Genomic DNA, 18,912 nt, shown 5'->3' with positions numbered 1-18,912 from the left:
TGGCCCTTCGGCATATCTCGCGTCTGAGAGAGTGGTCGGATGCGGATCGCGTTGCTGGGGCCGGTGCGCGTCTTCGACGACCACGCGCATCGGGTCGTGGTCGGCGGCGCGCGGTTACGCGTGCTCGTGGCCCGGCTGGCGCTGGACGCCGGCCGGGTGGTGACCTCCGACGCGCTCATCGACGACCTGTGGGACTCCGAGCCGCCCGCCGACTCGGCCAACGCGTTGCAGGCCCTGGTGTCGCGGTTGCGCAAGGCGCTGCGTGGGGTGGCCGCCGTGGAGTCGGTTCCGGGCGGATACCGGCTGGCGGTGCGGGCCGAGGACGTGGACGCGCTCCACCTGGCGGAGCTGGCCGCCCGGGGCGGTCGTGAGCTGGAGGCCGGACGGGTGGAGGCCGCCGCGTCCTTGCTCGGCGAGGCGCGGAAGCTGTGGTCGGGCGAGGCGCTGGCCGACCTGCCGGACCTGCCGTTCGCCCGGTCCGCCGCCCTGCGGCTGAACGAGCTGCGCGTCCGCGTCGCCGAGGACTGGTTCGAGGCGGCGCTCCGGCTGGGCCGGCATGCCGAGGTGCTGGCCGAGCTGGAGGACATCGGGGCGCGGCATCCGCTGCGGGAGCGGCCGGCCGTGCTGCGGATGCGGGCGCTTTACGCGGCCGGGCGGCAGGCCGACGCGCTGACCGTCTACGAGCGGACGCGGGCGAGGCTGGCCGAGGAGCTGGGCGTCGACCCGTCGGCCGAGCTGCGGGAGACCCACCTGGCGGTGCTGCGCGGCGAGCTCGACGCGCCCACGCGGGCGGCGCCGGGGCGGCTGCCCGCGCGGCTGACCAGCTTCGTCGGGCGCGCGGACGAGCTGGGGCTGCTGGCCGCGCTGCTGGAGGAGTCGCGGCTGGTCACCATCGTCGGGCCGGGCGGGGCCGGCAAGACGCGGCTGGCGCTGGAGGCGGTGTCGCGGCACCGGGCCCACGAGCGCGGCCGGGTGTGGTTCGTACCGCTGGCCGGGGTGAGCTCGCCGGAACGGATGGCCGACGCGGTGCTCGGCGCGGTCAGCTCGCGGGACCTGAAGCCGCCCGGGCAGCGGGTGGCCGTGCAGCCGGCGGACCCGGTGGATCGGGTGGCGGAGCTGCTGAGCGTGGGTGAGGCGGTGCTGGTGCTCGACAACTGCGAGCATCTGGTGGACGCCGCGGCCGGCTTCGGGCGGCGGCTGCTGGATCGGCTGCCGTACCTGACGATCCTGGCGACCAGCAGGGAGGCGCTGGCGGTCACCGGCGAGGCGTTGTGCCCGCTCGGGCCGCTGGCCGAGCCGGCGGCGGCGCGGCTGTTCGCGGACCGGGCCAAGGCGGTACGGCCGGCCTTCGAGCTGGACACGGACACCGCGGAGCCGGTGGCGGAGATCTGCCGGCGGCTGGACGGGCTGCCGCTCGCGCTGGAGCTGGCGGCGGCCCGGCTGCGTTCGATGGGGGTCGACCAGATCGCCAAGCGGCTCGACGACCGCTTCCGGCTGCTCACCTCGGGCGACAGGGCCGCGCTGCCGCGCCAGCGGACCCTGGCCGCGGTGGTCGAATGGAGCTGGGAGCTGCTGAGCGAGCGGGAGCGGGCGCTGGCCCGGCGGATGTCGATCTTTCCGGCCGAGGTCGGGGGAGCGGCGGTGGAGGCGGTCTGCTCCGACGACGGGATGCTGCCGGTAGAGGAGGTCGTCTACGTGCTGGGCTCGCTGGTCGAGAAGTCGATCGTGCAGGGCGGCGAGCGCTACCGGATGCTGGAGACCGTACGCGTCTTCGCGGCCGAACGGCTGCGCCAGGCCGGCGAGTGGGAGGCGGTCTCCGCCCGGTTCGTGGAGTTCTTCCGGGGCCTGGTGGAGGAGCAGGAGCCGATACTGCTCACGGACGGGCAGGTCAAAGCCAAGGGCGTCTTCGAGGGCGAGTACGACAACCTGGTGTTCGCGCTGCGCGCGGCCATCGATGGCGGCGACGCCGATTCGGCCTGGCGGCTGCTCGGCCCGCTGTGGCTCTACTGGAACGCCCGCTTCGACGCCCGCTCCGAGGGATTCCTGGCCGAGGTGCTGGAGTTCGGCGACGCGCTGCCCGATCATGTCCGGGCCGCCTTCACCGCGATGCACCGGCTGGCCGGCAACAGCGGGTCGTTCCCCGAACCCGCCGTGGTGCGCGCGGTGATCGAGGACGTCTACCGTACCGACGCCATCGACCACTACCCGATGCTGTCCGTGATCGCGATCGCCCCCGCGTACCTCTTCGGCTTCGACGACCTGCTGGAGCGCGAGCTGCCCCGCGCGAAGAACCACCCGCACCCGTGGGCCAGGGCGGCCGCCTACTGGGTGGACGCCTACATCCGCGCCGACCGCGGCGACTGGCCGGGCGGGGCGGAGACGCTGGCCGCCACGCTGCGGGAGTTCGAAGGGGTGGGCGACCGGTACGGGCTGGCGATGACGCTGATGAGCATGGCGCGCGTCCACTCCGTCCAGGGCGAGTATGACGAGGCCGTCGCCGCCGCTGAGCGCGCCGTCGCCCTCGCCGCCGAGTTCAGCTCCAGCGAGGAGGTCATGTACCGCTCCTGGCTCGCCGGGCTGCGCGTCCGCGGCGGCGACCCGGACGGCGCCGCGCGGGACGTGGCGGCCGCCCGCGGGCGCGGGGTGGAGCGGGCCCAGCCGTACTCCGAAATCGAGCTGCTGCTGCGCCTGGCCGACCTGCACCGCCGCTCCGGCGAGCTGGACCGGGCCGGCCAGACGCTCGACCGGCTGGAGGCGTTCCTGCAGGAGATGTCGATTCCCGCGGAGATCACCGCGGCGCGCGTGGCCGCGGCCCGGACGGCCAATCTGCTGGCGGCCGGAGCGGCCGGGCCGGCGCGCGAACTGCTGCCCGCCGCCGTCGGCGCGGCCTTCGGCGGGCAGGATCCGGCCCTGGCCGCGGAGCAACTGGCCAGGCTGCTCCTGCTGGAGGGCGACCTGACCGGCGCGGCGACCGCGCTCGGGACGAGCCAGGCCATCCGCGGCGTGTTCGACCAGGGCGAGCCGGAGCTGCGCGAGCTGGTGACGGAGCTCACCGCCCGGCTCGGCGAGCGGGAATACCGCGCGGCCTACCGCCGCGGCGCGGAAACACCCAGGCAGGAGGCCCTGAACCGGCTGGCCGAGCTGGCCTGACAGAAGCGCGGGCGGCCTATCAGGTCGCTGTCAGGCCCGGTGGAGATCGTGGGTGGCGTTGGAACCATCCACCCTGAAGGAACCGTCATGACCATCACATCCGTGAACGTGACCGCGCGGTCGCTGGCACCGGATCTCGCCCGCGGCTTCATGTTGTTGCTGATCGCGCTGGCGCACGCGCCGGCCCTCGTCGCCGACTGGGACGCCGGGCCCGCCTGGCTGTCCGGCACCGCCAAGTTCGTCAAGTCGCTGGTCGCCGACAACCAGGCGCGCGCGATGTTCGTCTTCCTGTTCGGCTACGGGCTGGGGCAACTGGCCCGGCGGCAGACCGAGTGGACCTCGTTTCGACGGCTGCTGCGGCGCAGGGGCTTCTGGCTGACCGTCATCGGGTTCGCGAACACGGTGATCCTGGTGCCGATCGACATCGTCGCGGTGTACGGGCTGACGCTGCTGGCGATCGCGCCGATCGTGCGGGCCAGGGACTCGGTGCTGCTGTGGACGGCCGGCGTGACACTGATTCCGGCGACCCTGCTGCTGACCTGGCAGAGCGTGACCGCCTTGACCGCGGCCGCGGCCGGCACGCCGATCACCATGGCCGCGTACATGGAGCCCACGCTGGGCCTGCACCTGGTCGCGAGCATCCCGTCGTGGCCGGTCGAGACCGTGCTGGGCACGATCATGGTGGTGCCGGGCATGCTCGCCGGTCTCTGGGCCGCGCGCCGCAAGGTCCTGGACGAGCCGGAGCGCCACCTGACGCTGCTACGCCGCGTCGCGGTGATCTGCCTGGGCGCCGCCGTCGCCGGCCGGATTCCCGCCGCGCTGATGCTGGCCGGAGTGTGGCCGGTCACCTCCGCCCCGGTCACCTGGTCGGCCGCCCTCGCGCACGACCTGACCGGCTATTTCGGCGGCATCGGCCTGGCCGCGCTCGTCGGCCTGATCGCCCACCGGATCGGCCGCGACCACGGGCCCGTCACGCTGGCGCTGTCGGCGCTCGGGCAGCGGTCGCTGACCTTCTACCTCTTCCAGTCGGTCGTGTGGGTGGCGCTGTTCTACCCGTTCGCCCTCGACCTGCGCGACGACATGAGCTTCCCGGCCACCTTCGGCGTCGCGGTCGCGGTCTGGGTCGTGTCGATCCTGCTGGCCGACTGGATGCGCCGGGTGGGTCATCGCGGGCCCGCCGAGATCCTGCTGCGCCGCCTCACCAACCGCTGAGGGACATGTCCGTCGTCCTGGCCCGTACCGTATCGGCAGGCTCCTCATGTCCGGGCTGTGGCCGCGGGGTCGGCGGCCAGGTGCTCGGGCCCGGCGGCCGGTAGCGGGATCCGCCGCGGATACAGCAGCAGGATCAGCGCCATTCCGAGCGCGGCGCCGATGAGCTGGGCGGCGATGAAGCCGGGCGCGGAGGCGGGGGCGATGCCGGCGAAGGTGTCGGTGATGGTGCGGCCGAGGGTGACGGCCGGGTTGGCGAAGCTGGTGCTGCTGGTGAACCAGTAGGCGGCGCCGATGTAGGCGCCCACGGCGGGCGGGGCGAGCGCGGCGCGGCCGGTACGGGCGAGAGCGAAGATCAGGGTGACCAGCCCGGCGGTGGCCACGATCTCGCCCAGCCACAGCCCGGCGCCGGTGCGCTGGTGGGTGGAGGCGGTGACGGCGGGCAGCTCGAACATGAGGTGGGCCAGCACCGCGCCGCCGAGCGCCCCGGCGACCTGGGCGGGAAGATAGGCCAGCAGGGCCCGCCCCGTGAGGCCGTCGCCGGTGCGGCGGTTCAGCAGCCAGTCGGCCAGCGAGACGACGGGGTTGAAGTGGGCGCCGGAGACCGGCCCCATGATGAGGATGAGCGCGGTCAGGGCGAAGGCGGTGGCGGTGGAGTTCTCCAGCAGTTGCAGCCCGGCGTCGCCGGGGGAGAGCCGCTGGGCCATGATGCCTGAGCCGATCACCGAGGTCACGAGCAGGCAGGTGCCGATCGCTTCGGCGAGCACCCGCCGGGCCGGTTCGGTCACGTGTTACCCGCAGCCGCGGGTACGCCGAGTTCGTCCAGCAGGGCCCGTACCCGGCGTTCGATCTCGTCGCGGATGGGCCGTACGGCGTCCACCGACTGCCCGGCTGGGTCGGCCAGAGCCCAGTCCTCGTAGCGTTTGCCGGGGAAGACGGGGCAGGCGTCGCCGCAGCCCATGGTGACGATGACGTCGGCGGCCTGGGCGATCTCGTGCGTCCACGGTTTGGGGTATTCGCCGGTGATGTCGATGCCGCGTTCGCGCATCGCCTCGATCGCCGAAGGGTTGATCCGCTCGCCGGGCTCCGAGCCGCCGGACCAGCCGATCGCGCGGTCGCCGGCCAGGTGGGTGAAGAAGCCGAGCGCCATCTGGGAGCGTCCGGCGTTGTGCACGCACAGGAACAGCACGATCGGCGTGCCGGAGTGGTCTTTGCCTTCGACGCGGGCCAGGGCGCGCAGTCGCTGGCGGGCGAACCGCTCGGCCATCAGGGGCAGGAAGTTGGCCACGGTGGCGCGGCCGGCGAACTGGTCGTAGCTGGTGTGCAGGAACCGGTCGATGGTCTCGGCGCCGAAGGTGCCGTCGAACTCGGCCGCCAGGGTGCGGGCGGCGGTCAGCAGGGCGTGCTGCTGGTCGATGGTCAGGTCGGCGCGGCGGTAGGCGGGCTGGGTCATGACGTGCCCTTCCTCGGGGAGACGACGTCGGTGAGGACGGTGGCGAGCCGATCGACACGGTCGGACAGGTCGGTGTAGGCGTGTTCGAAGGCGTCGTCGGTGCCGGCGGGGACGGGGTCGGGCACCGACCAGTGCAGCGGCGGGCGGGCCGGCAGTTGTTCGTAGGCGCTGTCGCAGACCGCGATCACGAGATCGCCCTCGCGGATGGTGTCATCGACATGAGAGGTGGCACGGGGATCCAGGACCAGATGGTGACGGCGGGCGGTGGCCAGAGCCCGCGGATGCACGCGGGCGGCGGGGCGGGTGCCGGCCGAGGTGGCGGGCAGGTGACTGCGGCGCTGCCACAGGGCGGTGGCCAGTTGCGAGCGGGCGGAGTTGCGGGTGCAGACGAACACCACCCGCTCGGCCGTCGCCGGTCCGGCGGGAACAGGGGCGAGCCGGGCCGGCATGCCGGGTAGCAGCCGGACGTAGCTGCGCCGCCGGTCGGCCTCGGAGCGCGTCCGCGTGATCAGCCCGGCCTCCTGGAGGACTTTGAGGTGGTGGGCGAGCAGGTTGGACGACAGGCCGAACGCTTCCGTGAGCTCGCCGGGCGAGCGGTCACCCAGGAGCAGTTCGTCGACCATCGCCAGCCGGACCGCGTCTCCCAGCGCCGCGTGCTGTGCGGCCCGCCGTTGCAAGTCAGGTATCTCAATCATGATTGAGTCAATAATTACTGAGATAAATCGCGGGGTCAAGCTCCGGCCTCCTGGTTCGCCGCGCCGGCCACCGGGACGCTACCCGGCGCGACCTGGGCCACGGCCTGATCCCCGAACGCCCAGGACCCGCCACCTCCGACCGCCTGAGCAGCCCGCTGCGCCTGGCCTGTGGGCCTGGTGGCGGCAAGGTGCTCGCCGGCGCCCTGGTCCAGGTGCCCGCCACGTGGACCCTGGCCCCTGGCCGGCATCGCCTACTGGATCGCCAAGTACGCCGTGCCCTACCCTGACCTGCCCATGGTCATCTCCGGCGAGCCCTTCACGGCCACCGCCATCGTGATCATGACAGGCATCACCGGCGCCCTCATCACGGCCGGCCTCGCCGCCGTCAGACGCAGGCCGCTGAGCTGAGACCGGAGGGCGAGCCGACATCGCCCTCGCTCAGGCCGTCTCTCCGGTCACCGCGGCGGCCCGCACCACATCTACGAGTCCTCTGGCACAGCGGTGTTCCGCCTTCAGGAGTTTTCTCGGAAGCTCGACGCATCAGTGCAGGGGAACGTACGGCTCCCACAGGGCGGCGAGCGTCGCCACGGCCGCGAGGGCTGTGAGCTGCATGACCACGATGCCATAGCGTCGGTGACGCCAGGCGATGACCGCGCTGACGATCAGGACCAAGGCCATGGCCGCGTAGGAGCCGTACGCGACGGTGGAGCGGAAAGTCATCTCCGCCTGCCATAGCGCGGGAGTGAGGTCTCCACCCGAGCAGAGTTTGGTGGAGCCGTCGCACAACACGCCGCGGTCGCGCGCCCAGGTGATGGCGAAACCCGTGGCCATCAGCAGAGCCACGTTCATCATCAACACCGCGGCCGCGACACCGGTCCGCCCAGGTAACTCATCCGTATTCACGGGCCGAAGCCTAAATGCCGCGCAGCCCGAAAGGGGGCTCGTCCGCCCATCCATGATCAAGTCTCAGATCCATGTTGGCCTGGCAGGCGACGCGTGATGGCGGTCGGCGAGATCGCGGTGGGATATGAGCTCCATGATCCGGCCCGGCGAACGCTACTACAGCGCCGCATCCGGCTGCCGGCCCCGGCGACGATCACCTACAACGCGTGGCCATCACCGCAGGCACCATCGCTGCGTCAAGTGCCCGAAGACGCCCGTCATCGCCCACGACCGGAACCTGTCGTGGGCGATGGACCACCACGTTGAACTGCTGCCGCAGATCCGGGATCGGCCCCCGCTCACCCAAGAGCAGATGAGGCTCGATCAAGGATCACCGCTCGTCGGCGAGATCCGGTGCCACCCTGGAATGGCCGAACGTGGTCCGGCTGCCGGCCACGAGAACCGGGCAGGTGCTCAGCCACTGGCGCGATGTGACGCCCAGTCCGCCGTGTTGGAGCACGTGCCCCAGGTGGTGAACTTGAACCAGTTGCCGGTGGCGTCCGTGACGACCACTTCGATGACGGTGTCCTTACCGACCCGGCAACCGATTCGCATGGTTTTCTTGTCGTCGAATTGCGGTTTGTGAACGCCGTCCTTGTACCAGCGAACCGTCACCGGCGGGGTGCCACCTTTGTAGGCGATGTAACACCACAGCAGCGCGGGGATCCGGTCGCAGTCGCCGAATTCGAACGTCAGCGGATCCGCGGCGGCGGCCGTCGCGGTAGCCGAGGCCGAGGCCGGAGCGGTGGAGAGTGCGGACAGGGCCAGGCCGAGGGCCAGGGGTACGGCCACAAGTCCGGTCCGGATGAATGTGCGCATGGAGTCTCCCTTGACGAATGGGCCCGGCCAGCCTCGCATTGAGCTTTGCGGAGCGTGCTGATTCGCTGCGATTCTTTTCGGCTGCATTGACTGGCCGTGTCGAATGATCTGAACCAGAAATTAATCGACGAAGAGGGCGGCAACAACAGCTTATTGGAACCGAAATTAACACGATGTCCCGAGCTCGGTGATCCGACGCCTCCCCACACGCGATTCCTCAATGGGGGACGTACCGATACGGGGGGTATCGATGGACATCCAAGCGTTGCGTTATGCGGTGACGCTCGCCGAAGAGCTGCACTTCGGGCGGGCGGCACGGCGGCACCACATCTCCGCGCAGCCCTTCGGCCGGCACATCAGGCGCCTGGAGCGGGAACTCGGCCGGCCGCTGTTCCATCGCACGAGCAGGCGGGTGGCACTGACGCGGGAAGGGGAACGGTTCGTGCTGCGGGCTCAGGCGATCCTGAGGGAGATCGATGAGCTGGCGGCAAGCGTCCAGGAGGACCTGCCACATGACGACGCGAGGCTCGCGACCGAGCACCGCCGTACGGCCGGCGAACCGCTGCCTTCGGCCGTTTGATCGAGCATGGTGCCCATGTAGAGGAGCACGGCGGCGCTGACGGTGAGCAGCATGATGATCAGCCCGGTGACGTCGAGCGGACGCGATGGCGAGGCGCGATCTTCGCTGTGCTGCGACATGTGCGGCCGTCAGGGACCAGACGTGTCGGGCGGCGGCTCGGGATCCGAGTCTGACGGCGGAGCCTCAGGCGTGCCCCCGGGGTCAGTGGGGGTCGGCTCCGGGAACGTGATGGTCGGACCGCGAGGCGGTGACTTGCGGACGGAGGGGCAGGGCGGCGGCGCGTTGTCTCCGCCATCGGTGGGGCACGGACGGTGCTTGGAACGAGTGGGTTTGTTCCTGGGCGGCTCGTCTGTCTCGGGACCGCCCGATGACGCCGTGACAGTCACGGTGGCGGACGGTGGCGGGCACGGTCGCGGGATCGTCCGCGTCCAGGGGCCCGCACGCGCAGAGCGTTCCCGACAGTGGCACCGATCGGGCAACCGTGTTGGGCTCCTTCTCGGTCGGCCCATCCCAGATCTGCGGGGTGCCGCACTCGGAATGATCAAGGGCCATTGGGGTGCGGTGACCGTTGACGACATGATCGCCGGTAGCGGGCGACAGCGATCTCCGCGAGGACCGCCACGACGACGTCGGGCTTCGACGCCAGAGTGCGGCAGAAGGTCATATAGGACAAACGGAGCGTCCCGAACCTTGAGCATGCCCGGCCCTGGCCCCTGCTCCGACCTGGAAGCCGAGAGAAAACCCGCAGCTCGCGACCGTGAACGGAATATTGACACCTTTCAGGGTCGGCCTTGGGAGTCCGACGCGCAGGACGCGTTCACCGAGCAGCTCGTCGGGCATGCCCCCGGCCAGGGCCTGCTATTCGACGGACGCGTCGATCCACCGCAGGAAGCTCATGACGTTGAGCGGCGGTTGCCGCATGCGGCGCTCATGCGGTTCCGCTGCCGGCCCCTCCGCCACCCTTGGCTCTTGGGCTCGTTGCACGATCTTGAGGACCTTCAGCATGACGGCGATGGCATGCTCGTCCCCGTGACCGTGCTCATCGTGGTGGTGATGCCCGCTCTCCGGCCAGTCGAAGGGCTCGGTCACGGCGACCCACTTGCCGGCTTTGAACCAAGACACGCCCTTGTGGGTGGTGCGCTCGATTTCCCCCGCCGCCACGGCTTCGTGGGCCTCGAACCAGTCCTCGATGCGATCGTCCACCCAGCCGTGAAGGCGCCAGAACAACGGGTTGAGGTGGGACGAGTAGAAATCCCCGAGATAGTCGTAGGCCGGGTCGTCCCATTTCTCGTCGAAGTCGAAGTCGCCACGCAGCGCGATCTTGCCCTGCGCGTCCCGCGGAATGGATGCCCAGCGCATGTGCATCGGGTTGTGGATGGTGAACTCCAGAAGATTGCCCAAGGCCCCAAGAGACAGGCGGGACAACTCGATCGGTGAGGTATAGGTGCGTTCCAATGCCCTCATCGTGAAGTTGAGATAGGCCGGAGACTTCAGCAGCTTCATCGTCGGCCGGCTCGTTTCGGGGAAAGTGGCCAGCAGTTCCGCGTCGGCTGGTGGGACCATGAATCCGGAACGGGCGGCGTCGTACTGCATGATTTGCTCGCCAGGGCGGGCGGGATCGTCCTTCTGCGTGTACACGTATTGAGGTGCGTCAGCGCCGGGGATCGGCCTCCATCCACGGATGACGGGGACACCGGAGCTCTTGTAGATATCGTTCACCATTTGGATCATCCGCCGGTGCATGAAAAGGAAATCCTCACCGGCGCCGTTGGTCAGGTTGAGTCCCTTGTCGTTGAACGGCGGGCGTTCGATCCCCCAGCCCAGTTCGGTGATCTCCTTGCGATCGGTGTTGCTGAGCGGACTCCGCCAGACCGATCGGAGAAGATGCCACGTGGTGTGCCGCAGACGGTGGACCCGGGTGGCCAGCATCGAGAGCGCCTCCGGCCGCATTGCCACCCCCGGCACCACGCGTGGAGCGGGGAAATCGCGTTTGACCGCCACGAAGCTGGCCGTGGCGCCCGCTCTGGCCACGTGGGTGCCGCTTCCGTGATCCTTGGCGCGCAGAACCGTGCCGGTGAGCGAGAGGCGCTGCCCGACTCCCGTTTCCCAGGTGCGCGAGAGCACCCCGTCGTACTCGTAATGGAAATCCGCGATACCGGTCCGCGGACGTCCTTTGCCTGACAACCTGAACCGTACCGTCGACCAGTCCAGGACCTCTCCCGTGATGTCCATGAAATCCTTGCGGTCCACGCCGGACGCGGATGGAAAGGACAGAGTTCCGGTGATCGTCCTGTCCTGCTGTACCGAAAGGTAGAGCTCGGCCTCCCCGAACCGCAGCTCATTGAAGTCGGCAACCAGCCCTGGGTTGTTCAGGAAACTCCTATAGGTGTAATAGCCAGTGAGATCTTCAGCTTGCATGACAGCTCCTTGTCGTTGATCATTCCGGCGCTGGGGAGGCATGGACGGCGCACCAGAGCAGGCGATGCCCGGCTCGCTCTTCCGCCTAACTCTTGCTTCGGTCAAGCTCGTGGCGGACGATCGGCTTTGGCTCCGGCACGTCGGCGCGGCCTCCCCGCTCTTGCCGTACGGAGCGGCGACGGCCGCCTCAGCACGGTCGGCCGGGCTGCCTGCCCGTTCCGAACGCCTTCTGGCGGGATGATCGGCGATCTCGCATAATCGGGCCATGTTCATGACTGGCAGGGCCTTATCGGGGGTGACGCTCCTCGCCGGCCTGCTCGCAGGGTGTGGCGGCGGCAGCCCGGCGGCGACCACTCCACCCACCGCGTCGCCCTCACCCACCGCGTCGCCCTCACCGACCGCGCCGGCCTCATCGGTCGCGCCGCCCACCCCGACCCGCGACTTCGCCCTGCCGAAGGACTGTGACGACCCCCGGCTGACCGCGGCCATGGGCGCGCTGATCAAGGGCAAGAAGTTCGACAAGCGGTACGACGCCGCCGCAAACGTGACCTGCGCGTGGGGAAAGAAGATCCCCACGACCAGCGTGACGATCGCCCTTCCCGCCGCCAAGCCCAAGTACGAGGACTTCCCCGAGGTCGAGACTCCCGAACTGACCGCACTCGGGCTCAAGGCCCAGGCCGGCGGCAGCGAGATCGGCGTGGGCGACCGGTCCCTCTACAACCAGGTGTTCGTGGTCATCGCCCCGCAGTTCCGGCTCACCGTCGACCAGATGAGCGAAGAGCGCCGCGACGACGATCTGCGCGAGGCCGCCATCGCCATCACCACCTGGCTGACGTCGTAGCCTCAGGACGCCCCGAGCTCCCGGCTGCTCTCGACCTCAAAGGAGCCGCCGTCCGGAACCATGGTCAGCCTGCTCACGGTCCCGTCCGCGCCGAGGCGGAGCACCTGGGCGCCCGTGGAGGTGAGCGTGTCCAGGGCGACGGCGCGCGAACCGTCCTTCGCGGCCGACAGCAGCGTCGCCGCCCGGCCGGACGGCCATTCTCCCGTGGTCGTCTCGGCCGAGTCCGGTTGCGGGCCGCGCGGCCAGACGTGATCCAGCTTCCACACGGTCCCGACCTTGCGCATCTCCATGACCAGGCCGCCCAGCCGGTAGCCGCCGCCGGTGGTGGCCACCTGGCCCCAGACCAGTACGACGACCCGGTCGGTGCGGGCGGCGACGATTCCGCTCTCGGCGGCCGTCGCCCTCTGCACGATCTCCTCGTCGCGGATCTGCCGCGATTGCTCCTGGAGGCGGCCGGTGTACTCCACGTTCGCGCGTCCGGTGGTCGCGTCGTCCACCGCCTTGAAGTCCTGGTCGAGCGTTTTGTGGCCGAAGCTGTTGACGACGCCGTACGCGCTGCGGGCCGCCTGCTCGGCCTCCTGGGCGTACAGCGGCGGCGGGACCACACTCCCCGTCGGCGCGCTCGCCGGCGGACCTCCAGGCCCGGCGTTCCATACCGCCACGCCGCCCCCGGAGGCGGCGATGACGGCGGCCGCCACCGCCGCGAGGATCCACCACCGCTTCCGCGGCGGCGCCTTGGCGGATGGTGCCGGCGAGGTGCGGTCGACCAGGTGATAGAGCAGGTCCTGGGCCGACGGGCGGTCCGCCGGGTTCTTGGCCAGGCAGGCCCGGAGGATGCCGCGCAGGAAGCCGTCCGGCTCGGCGCCCAGGTCGGGTTCCTGGTGGAGGACGCGGTAGACGACGGTCTGCACCGCGTCGTTGCCGAACGGATGACGGCCCGTCGCGGCGTACGCGATGGTCGCGGCCCAGGAGAAGACGTCGGCGGCGGTGTGCGGCGGATGCCCGGCGAGCTGCTCGGGCGCGATGAACGCGGGGGTGCCGGTGACGAGGGAGTTCGTGGCGGGGCCGTTGAGGGCGTGCGCGAGGCCGAAGTCGACGACCCGGGGGCCGTCCGGGCCGATGATCACATTGCGGGGCGTCAGGTCGAGGTGGGCGACGCCCGCGCGGTGGATCGCGGTCAGGGCCGTGGCGGTGGCGATGGCCAGCCGTTCCAGGGCCTCGCCGTGAAGGGGGCCGTCCTGCCTGACGAGCTCGTCCAGGGACGGGCCGGGCACGTACTCGGTGACGATGTGCGGCGGATCGGCCGTCAGATCGGCGTCGAGCACTTGGACCGTGCAGAACCCGGAGACCCTGCGGAGCAGGGCGAGCTCGGCCGCCATGCGGTGCCGGGCGGCTTCGTCGGCGATCCGGGGGAGCGCCTTCACCGCGACCTGCCGGTCGTCGTCCCCCACGGCGAGAAAGACGACGCCCTGGCCGCCTGCGGCGATCCGCCGCAACACCTGGTAGCGTCCGATCCTCTTCGGATCTCCCTGACGAGACGCGCTCATTTCGTCCGCCGCTCGAACAGCGACCAGTTGTCCTTCGGCGAGGTGATGTCCTCCACCTTCCATTGCCCGCCGACCCGGCGCAGGTGCAGCCGGTACGTCACGACCGTGTGGTCGGGGGCCTTGGCCGAGTCTCCGAGGTGGATGAGGGTCGCGGAATCGGGGCCGTCGAACCGTTCGAAGGCCGTGCCGATCGCCCGGTACTGCCAGGTCCACCAGCCGGGAACCTTGTCGTCGGGGACGGCGGCCAGCTCCCGCCACCACTTCTCGGCCCGGCCCGTGGTGCAGCGGGCGAAGAAGTCCGGATGTTCCTCCAGGCGGGGCCCGTTGATGAAGGCCTCGGTCTGGCAGCGGGCGGCCTCGGCGAGCATGCCCCGGACCTCCGTGGCAGGCCAGGGCGCGCCGGTCGGAGCCGCGGTGCCGGACGGGGTGGTCCGCGCGTAGTCCATCTTCCAGCCGCCGCCCGCGGGCACCATCTCGGCGAACAGCAGGGGATCGCCCGACTTCACCGGAGTGCCGTTCTGGGTGATGGCGGTGAGCCCGGTGATGATGAGCGACACCCGTTCCGGCGACGCCCACACGATGCCGGCGGCGGTCGCCCGTGCCGTCTGCTTCGCCTTCGCGCTCATCACCGCGCTTTTGGAGTTGCCGGCCAGGTGCTGGTAGTCCTGCGCCGCCACGCCGGAGAGCAGGGCCAGCGTACGCCGGGTGCCGTCGTCGTAGTCGGCGTGGTCGAGGCTGTACCACGCCTCGAAGGCCGTACGGGCCGCCCCGATCGCCGCCTGCGAGTACGCCGGAGGCTCGTAGCCCGCAGCGGGCTTCCCGGGCTGCGCGACCTGCGGATCGTCCCTCTCCCGCGCCCACCAGAGCGCACCGGCCGCCAGGGCGAGCGCCGTGACGATCGCAACCACCGCCGAGATCGTCCGCCGCCTTCCCGGCGACATCGGCCGCGCCGGTAATCGCCCGCTCTGGGGGACGGCGCCGACGTCCATGATGGACAGGGGAAGCTCGGCCGCCGTGGGACGGCCGGCGGGGTCCTTCGCCAGGCAGCGTTCCACCAGCGGGCGGAGATGGCCGGGAAGGAGGCCCAGGTCGGGTGGCTCGTTGAGGACGCGGTACAGGATGGCGGGAAGCGTGCCGGCCTCGAACGGGGAGTGGCCGGTGGCGGCGTACACCATGGTGGCGCCCCAGGCGAAGATGTCGGCGGCGGAGCCGAACTCCTCACCCCTGATCTGCTCGGGGGCCATGTAACGGGGCGTGCCCACGAGACCGCTGGCGACGGCGGCGCCGTCCTGAAGGACGCGGGCGATGCCGAAGTCGATGACGCGCGGGCCGTCGTGTCCCAGCAGGACGTTCTGCGGTTTGAAGTCGCGATGGACGATGCCCGCCCGGTGGATCGCGATGAGGGCCGTGGCCGTCGCCACCGCGAGCCGGTCGAGCTCGGCTCCCGTGAGGGGCCCGTTCTGGGCGACATGGGCGTGAAGAGAGCGGCCGGCGACGTACTCACTGACGATGTACGGCGGGTCGGCCGTCACGTCGGCGTCGAGGACCTGCGCGGTGCAGAAACTGGAGACACGCCTGAGCACGGCGAACTCGCGCTCGAACATGCGGCGGGCGTCGGAGCCGACCTCGGCATCGATGACCTTCAACGCCACCTGGCCGCCGTCGGGCGCGTGGGCCAGGTAGACGACGCCCTGGCCACCGGCCCCCAGCCGGCCCGTCAGCACATAACGCCCGACCTGCCGCGGGTCGGGTGGAAGCAGCGGGTCGATACTCATCACCGCCCAGGGTAATGATCGTTTCCCCTACCGGCCAGAGATGGGGCCCGTCGGCGCTACGCACGGCCGGCCCAGCCGTGCGCCTGGCCCAGCCGGGTTGAGTGCCCGGATGGACGGTCGCTCATCCTAGCGGTCTGAAAGCCGGCCCTGCTCGCGTACGAACGCTTCACCATCAGCATCAAGCCCTGAACCGAGCGGGCTCGCCTGCTCTGAGCTATCCGAGGAGGCGCTGCCAGAAGTGGCACTGATGCTCCCGGCACAAGTCCACGGCACGGATGCCGGACGCTCCCGGGGCGAGCGACTGGACGTCGTCCCGTCCGGCCCGAACGGCCGGCCAGAAAGGCGTCCCGCGCCCGTTGGGATCGCCGTTGCGCGCGAACCGGCTCCAGTAGCCGATCATCGCGTCGGACAGCCGCGACTGGGCCGCTGACAACGTCCGGCCGGCGAAGTAGTCGGCTTCGAAGAGATACTGCAGCTCGGAGGCGTGGAACGCGCCGGTGGGGAAGCTCGGCACGACGGGAGTGCTGCTCACCCACGGGGCCCGCCGGTCCGCGAACTCGTAGGCATAGGTCGGCACATGACCAGCGAGCAGGTGGTTCGTCCGCGTCGCCGGACTCGCCCAGAGGTGGTCGGTCATGACGGACTTCATGGCGGCACCCGCGCGGCTCGTACCGGCCTCGCCGTACTTCTCCAGCGGGTAGCGGGCCAGCACCTCGGCCGCCTTGTCTCCGTAGAAGGCGTTGATCTCCCTGACGTACCCCTCGTCGGTGAGCGGTGGCGCGCCCGCCACCTCCTGGCTGAAGCTGACATGCTCGTCGCGCGTGATGCCGTGCATCACCGGCACCCGGTTGAACCGTCCTCCGGCAAAGGCATCCGCCGGGTCGCGCGGCAGCAGCGGGCCGCCGATCACCGGCGCGAACTCGTTCTGGCTGTGGGCCAGCAGCTCCGCCGTCGTCTTCGCCCGCAGGCACGCCGCCACAGTGTCCGCCTCCTTACAGCCGAGCCGCCCGGCCGTGGCCGTACCGTGCTGGTACGCCTGCGCGATCGGCCGGGGTAACCAGCTCCACCCGGCCGGCCAGCGCGTCATCAGGCACGGCGCGCTCTGGATGATCGCCCGGTGGAACAGCCCGGCCGATCGCGGCGAGATCAGGTGCGCGCACGCGCTCGCACCTCCGGCCGACTCGCCGGCCACGGTGACGTTGCGGGGATCACCGCCGAAGGCGGCGGCGTTCCGCTGTACCCAGCGCAGCGCCGCCTGCTGATCCTCGATGCCGAAGTTGCCCGACAGGTTCGTGGCGGCCCCGCCGTCCAGGGCGGGATGAGCCAGGTAGCCGAAGATGCCGAGCCGGTAGTTCACGGTGACCACCATGACATCGCCTTGGGCGGCGAGCCGGCTCGCGCCGTACATGGCGCCGGAGCCGTTCCGGAAGCCGCCGCCGTGCAGCCAGACGAGCACGGGAAGCGGCTGGCCCTTCGCCGGGCGTGGTGTCGTCACGCTCAGGTACAGGCAGTCCTCGGTCCGGCTCTCCTTCTCTCCCAGAATGCCGGCGGTCTGCGCGCACGAGGGACCCGGCTTCGAGGCATCCCGCTGCCCCGCCCACGGCGCGGCCGGCCGCGGCGAGGCCCACCGCAGGTCGCCCATCGGCGGGGCGGCGAACGGGATCCCCTGGAACGACCGGTGATCCCCGGCGACGGCACCGCGCACCTGCCCACTGTCGATCGTGACCACGGCGCTGTCACGCCCGTCACCCAGTCCGTCCGCGGCCGCCGCCCACCCGGTGCCGAGACCGGATGTCAGGCCGAGCCCGGCGACGACCGCCGCCGTCCCCCGGGTGGCTCGCCCGAGTGTCACCCGTCCCGGCCCTGCGCGTAGTCGACCCACTGCTCCTCCTTTGAGACGAAGAAAGACCCGGTCCACTCTCGCGGCACCGACCCGGCGAAACACCCCCGGCGACACCCCGAACCACCATCCGGCCGGCCTTACCGTCTCGGACGCGGTGGCCCTACCGTCGCTGACACACCGTGATCGGCGCCGCGGTGACGAGTTCTCTCCACGAAAAGTCTGAGCGCCCGCTCAAGAGATGATCTTCGCTGATCAAAGATGTGCAGGTGAGACCGTCAGCCGGCGAGCAGCAGAGGCGGCAGCACCATGGTGATGATCGTGGCCGCGGGCCCGATCAGGACCATGGCGAATCCCCATGCGGTGAGGCGTTTCGACAGCAGCGGTCGCTCCTGCTCGGCCGCGGAGGCGACGATCGTCGCACCCGTGGTGGAGAACGGCGCGCAGTCCACAAGAGACGCCGAAATGGCGAGCGCGTAGATGAACCCGGTCATCTCCAGCCCGCCCCCGGGCATGAGGAGCGGTACGGCCAGGGGGATGAGCGCGCCGAGGATGCCGATCGTCGAGGCGAACGCCGATACCAGGCCGGCGATGACACAGATGACGATGGCCGCGATCAGGGGGATGTTGACCGACCTGGCCAGTTCGCCGAGTTGGTCGATGGCGCCCAGCCTGGTCAGGACGCCCACGTAGGTCATGATGCCGCCGAGCAGCAGGATCGTCCCCCAGTCGACCTTCGACATCGCGCGGCGCCCCACGTCCGGCACCAGGAGGGAGAGGATCACCGCGAGGGTGAGTGCGACGACACCGAGATTGACGTCGACGTCGAGCACGGTGAGCGTGAAGAACCCGGCGACCAGGACGAACAGCGTGCACAGCACGGTCACCTGGATGCGAGTGATCGGCTGTGCCGTCGTGGTGTCGGTCATCGCCATGGTGCCGGTCCCGGAACTCAGGGTGCCGGTCGAAGAGCTCAGGGTGCCGGTCGCAGAACCAGGGTCACCGCTCGCGGTGTCCTGCCGCGAACGGCGGATCAGTTCGGGGCCGCCGAACATCAGGAAGGCGGCCAGGACGACCAGGGCGTTCACCCCGACCGACAGGACGAACATGAGCCCCGCGTTGTACGGCAGGCCCGTGTCCTCGGCGATGGTGGCGACCGTGATGCCGTTGATGCTCGTCGGAGCCAGCGCGCCGCCGACGATCGCGGAGCTCATGGCGATGCCCATGAGCGTGGGGCTGATCCGGTGCGTCGTGGCCAGTGACATCGCGATCGGTACGACGGCGAACGCCGCGTGAGAGGTGCCGAGGCAGGCGACCCCCGTGCCGATGAGCCACATCGCCCAGGGCAGCAAGGAGACCCGCGGGCCGACCAGGCGCACCGAACGGTCGACGAGCCAGTCGATCGTGCCGGTCTCCCTGGCCATGCCGAACAGGTAGGTGATGCCGAGCAGGATGAGCAGCGTGTCCACCGGGAACGCCGCGAGAATCTCGTCGAGTCCCTCGCCGACGAACCCGATGCCGACGACGAAGGCGGCGACCAGCGCCAATGCCCCCATGTGCACGTTGCGGATCGCGGAGACGGCGAAAACGCCCGCGAAGACGATCAGCGCGATGATCTCGGCGCTCATTGTTCGTCCCCTCGG

General features: G+C 70.5%; 15 protein-coding genes. 5 read left to right on the top strand and 10 right to left on the bottom strand.

Features of this window, described 5'->3' with window-relative positions; genetic code table 11:
* The first annotated feature begins 39 nt into the window (after window positions 1-39).
* Window positions 40-3,150, top strand: coding sequence for a BTAD domain-containing putative transcriptional regulator (locus tag C4V41_RS30765; RefSeq protein ID WP_103959460.1), 3,111 nt, complete (start codon window positions 40-42; stop codon window positions 3,148-3,150).
* A gap of 87 nt (window positions 3,151-3,237) precedes the next feature.
* Window positions 3,238-4,362 carry a DUF418 domain-containing protein gene (locus tag C4V41_RS30760; RefSeq protein WP_103959459.1) on the top strand — a complete coding sequence of 375 codons (1,125 nt, stop codon included), beginning with the start codon at window positions 3,238-3,240 and terminating at the stop codon, window positions 4,360-4,362.
* A gap of 44 nt (window positions 4,363-4,406) precedes the next feature.
* On the opposite strand, the gene C4V41_RS30755 is transcribed toward C4V41_RS30760, so the two are convergent.
* From C4V41_RS30755 to C4V41_RS30745, 3 genes are read right to left on the bottom strand one after another with little or no spacing between them, the layout of a single operon-like run.
* Entirely contained in the window at window positions 4,407-5,147 is a 741-nt protein-coding gene (locus tag C4V41_RS30755) for an aquaporin (protein WP_103959458.1), read from the bottom strand.
* Window positions 5,144-5,812, bottom strand: a complete 669-nt coding sequence (locus tag C4V41_RS64440) for an arsenate reductase ArsC (RefSeq protein ID WP_103959457.1) — start codon at window positions 5,810-5,812, stop codon at window positions 5,144-5,146. Before C4V41_RS64440 ends, C4V41_RS30755 begins: the two co-directional genes overlap by 4 nt.
* Complete coding sequence (locus C4V41_RS30745) at window positions 5,809-6,507, bottom strand: arsenate reductase/protein-tyrosine-phosphatase family protein (protein ID WP_103959456.1); 699 nt, start codon at window positions 6,505-6,507, stop codon at window positions 5,809-5,811. Before C4V41_RS30745 ends, C4V41_RS64440 begins: the two co-directional genes overlap by 4 nt.
* Window positions 6,508-6,780: 273 nt before the next feature.
* Here C4V41_RS30745 and C4V41_RS65430 point away from each other — a divergent pair, with 273 nt between their 5' ends.
* Entirely contained in the window at window positions 6,781-6,915 is a 135-nt protein-coding gene (locus C4V41_RS65430; protein WP_268808692.1) for a hypothetical protein, read from the top strand.
* Between the two features lie 132 nt (window positions 6,916-7,047).
* Here the strand turns inward: C4V41_RS65430 and C4V41_RS30735 are convergent, their stop codons facing one another.
* Window positions 7,048-7,410 carry a hypothetical protein gene (locus tag C4V41_RS30735; RefSeq protein WP_146103839.1) on the bottom strand — a complete coding sequence of 121 codons (363 nt, stop codon included), beginning with the start codon at window positions 7,408-7,410 and terminating at the stop codon, window positions 7,048-7,050.
* Window positions 7,411-7,863: 453 nt separating this feature from the next.
* Window positions 7,864-8,268 carry a hypothetical protein gene (locus C4V41_RS30730; protein WP_146103838.1) on the bottom strand — a complete coding sequence of 135 codons (405 nt, stop codon included), beginning with the start codon at window positions 8,266-8,268 and terminating at the stop codon, window positions 7,864-7,866.
* A gap of 250 nt (window positions 8,269-8,518) precedes the next feature.
* Between C4V41_RS30730 and C4V41_RS30725 the strand changes: the two genes are divergently transcribed.
* Window positions 8,519-8,848: a LysR family transcriptional regulator gene (locus tag C4V41_RS30725; protein ID WP_103959452.1), complete on the top strand. Its 330-nt coding sequence runs from the start codon at window positions 8,519-8,521 to the stop codon at window positions 8,846-8,848.
* Window positions 8,849-9,706: 858 nt separating this feature from the next.
* Here the strand turns inward: C4V41_RS30725 and C4V41_RS30720 are convergent.
* Window positions 9,707-11,266 (bottom strand): hypothetical protein, encoded by a 1,560-nt coding sequence (locus C4V41_RS30720; protein ID WP_103959451.1) that lies wholly within the window; start codon window positions 11,264-11,266, stop codon window positions 9,707-9,709.
* 265 nt (window positions 11,267-11,531) lie between these two features.
* Here C4V41_RS30720 and C4V41_RS62080 point away from each other — a divergent pair, with 265 nt between their 5' ends.
* Entirely contained in the window at window positions 11,532-12,107 is a 576-nt protein-coding gene (locus C4V41_RS62080; protein WP_160150447.1) for a hypothetical protein, read from the top strand.
* A 2-nt stretch (window positions 12,108-12,109) separates the two neighbouring features.
* Here C4V41_RS62080 and C4V41_RS30710 read toward each other — a convergent pair whose 3' ends face one another.
* From C4V41_RS30710 to C4V41_RS30695, 4 genes are all read right to left on the bottom strand, one after another.
* Window positions 12,110-13,654 carry a serine/threonine-protein kinase gene (locus tag C4V41_RS30710; protein ID WP_160150446.1) on the bottom strand — a complete coding sequence of 515 codons (1,545 nt, stop codon included), beginning with the start codon at window positions 13,652-13,654 and terminating at the stop codon, window positions 12,110-12,112.
* Window positions 13,651-15,429, bottom strand: coding sequence for a serine/threonine-protein kinase (locus C4V41_RS30705; protein ID WP_103959448.1), 1,779 nt, complete (start codon window positions 15,427-15,429; stop codon window positions 13,651-13,653). Before C4V41_RS30705 ends, C4V41_RS30710 begins: the two co-directional genes overlap by 4 nt.
* Before the next feature lie 214 nt (window positions 15,430-15,643).
* Window positions 15,644-17,311, bottom strand: a complete 1,668-nt coding sequence (locus C4V41_RS30700; RefSeq protein WP_200824329.1) for a carboxylesterase/lipase family protein — start codon at window positions 17,309-17,311, stop codon at window positions 15,644-15,646.
* Between the two features lie 236 nt (window positions 17,312-17,547).
* The gene (locus tag C4V41_RS30695; RefSeq protein ID WP_103959447.1) at window positions 17,548-18,897 is read right to left on the bottom strand and encodes an SLC13 family permease; all 1,350 of its coding nucleotides are present in this window, start codon (window positions 18,895-18,897) and stop codon (window positions 17,548-17,550) included.
* Between the last annotated feature and the right edge of the window lie 15 nt (window positions 18,898-18,912).

Origin of the sequence: Nonomuraea solani (genome assembly GCF_900108335.1) — a bacterium.
GTDB classification, from domain to species: domain Bacteria; phylum Actinomycetota; class Actinomycetes; order Streptosporangiales; family Streptosporangiaceae; genus Nonomuraea; species Nonomuraea solani.
Note: the sequence above shows the minus strand (reverse complement) of the source record. Positions and strands in the feature narration are given on the sequence as shown.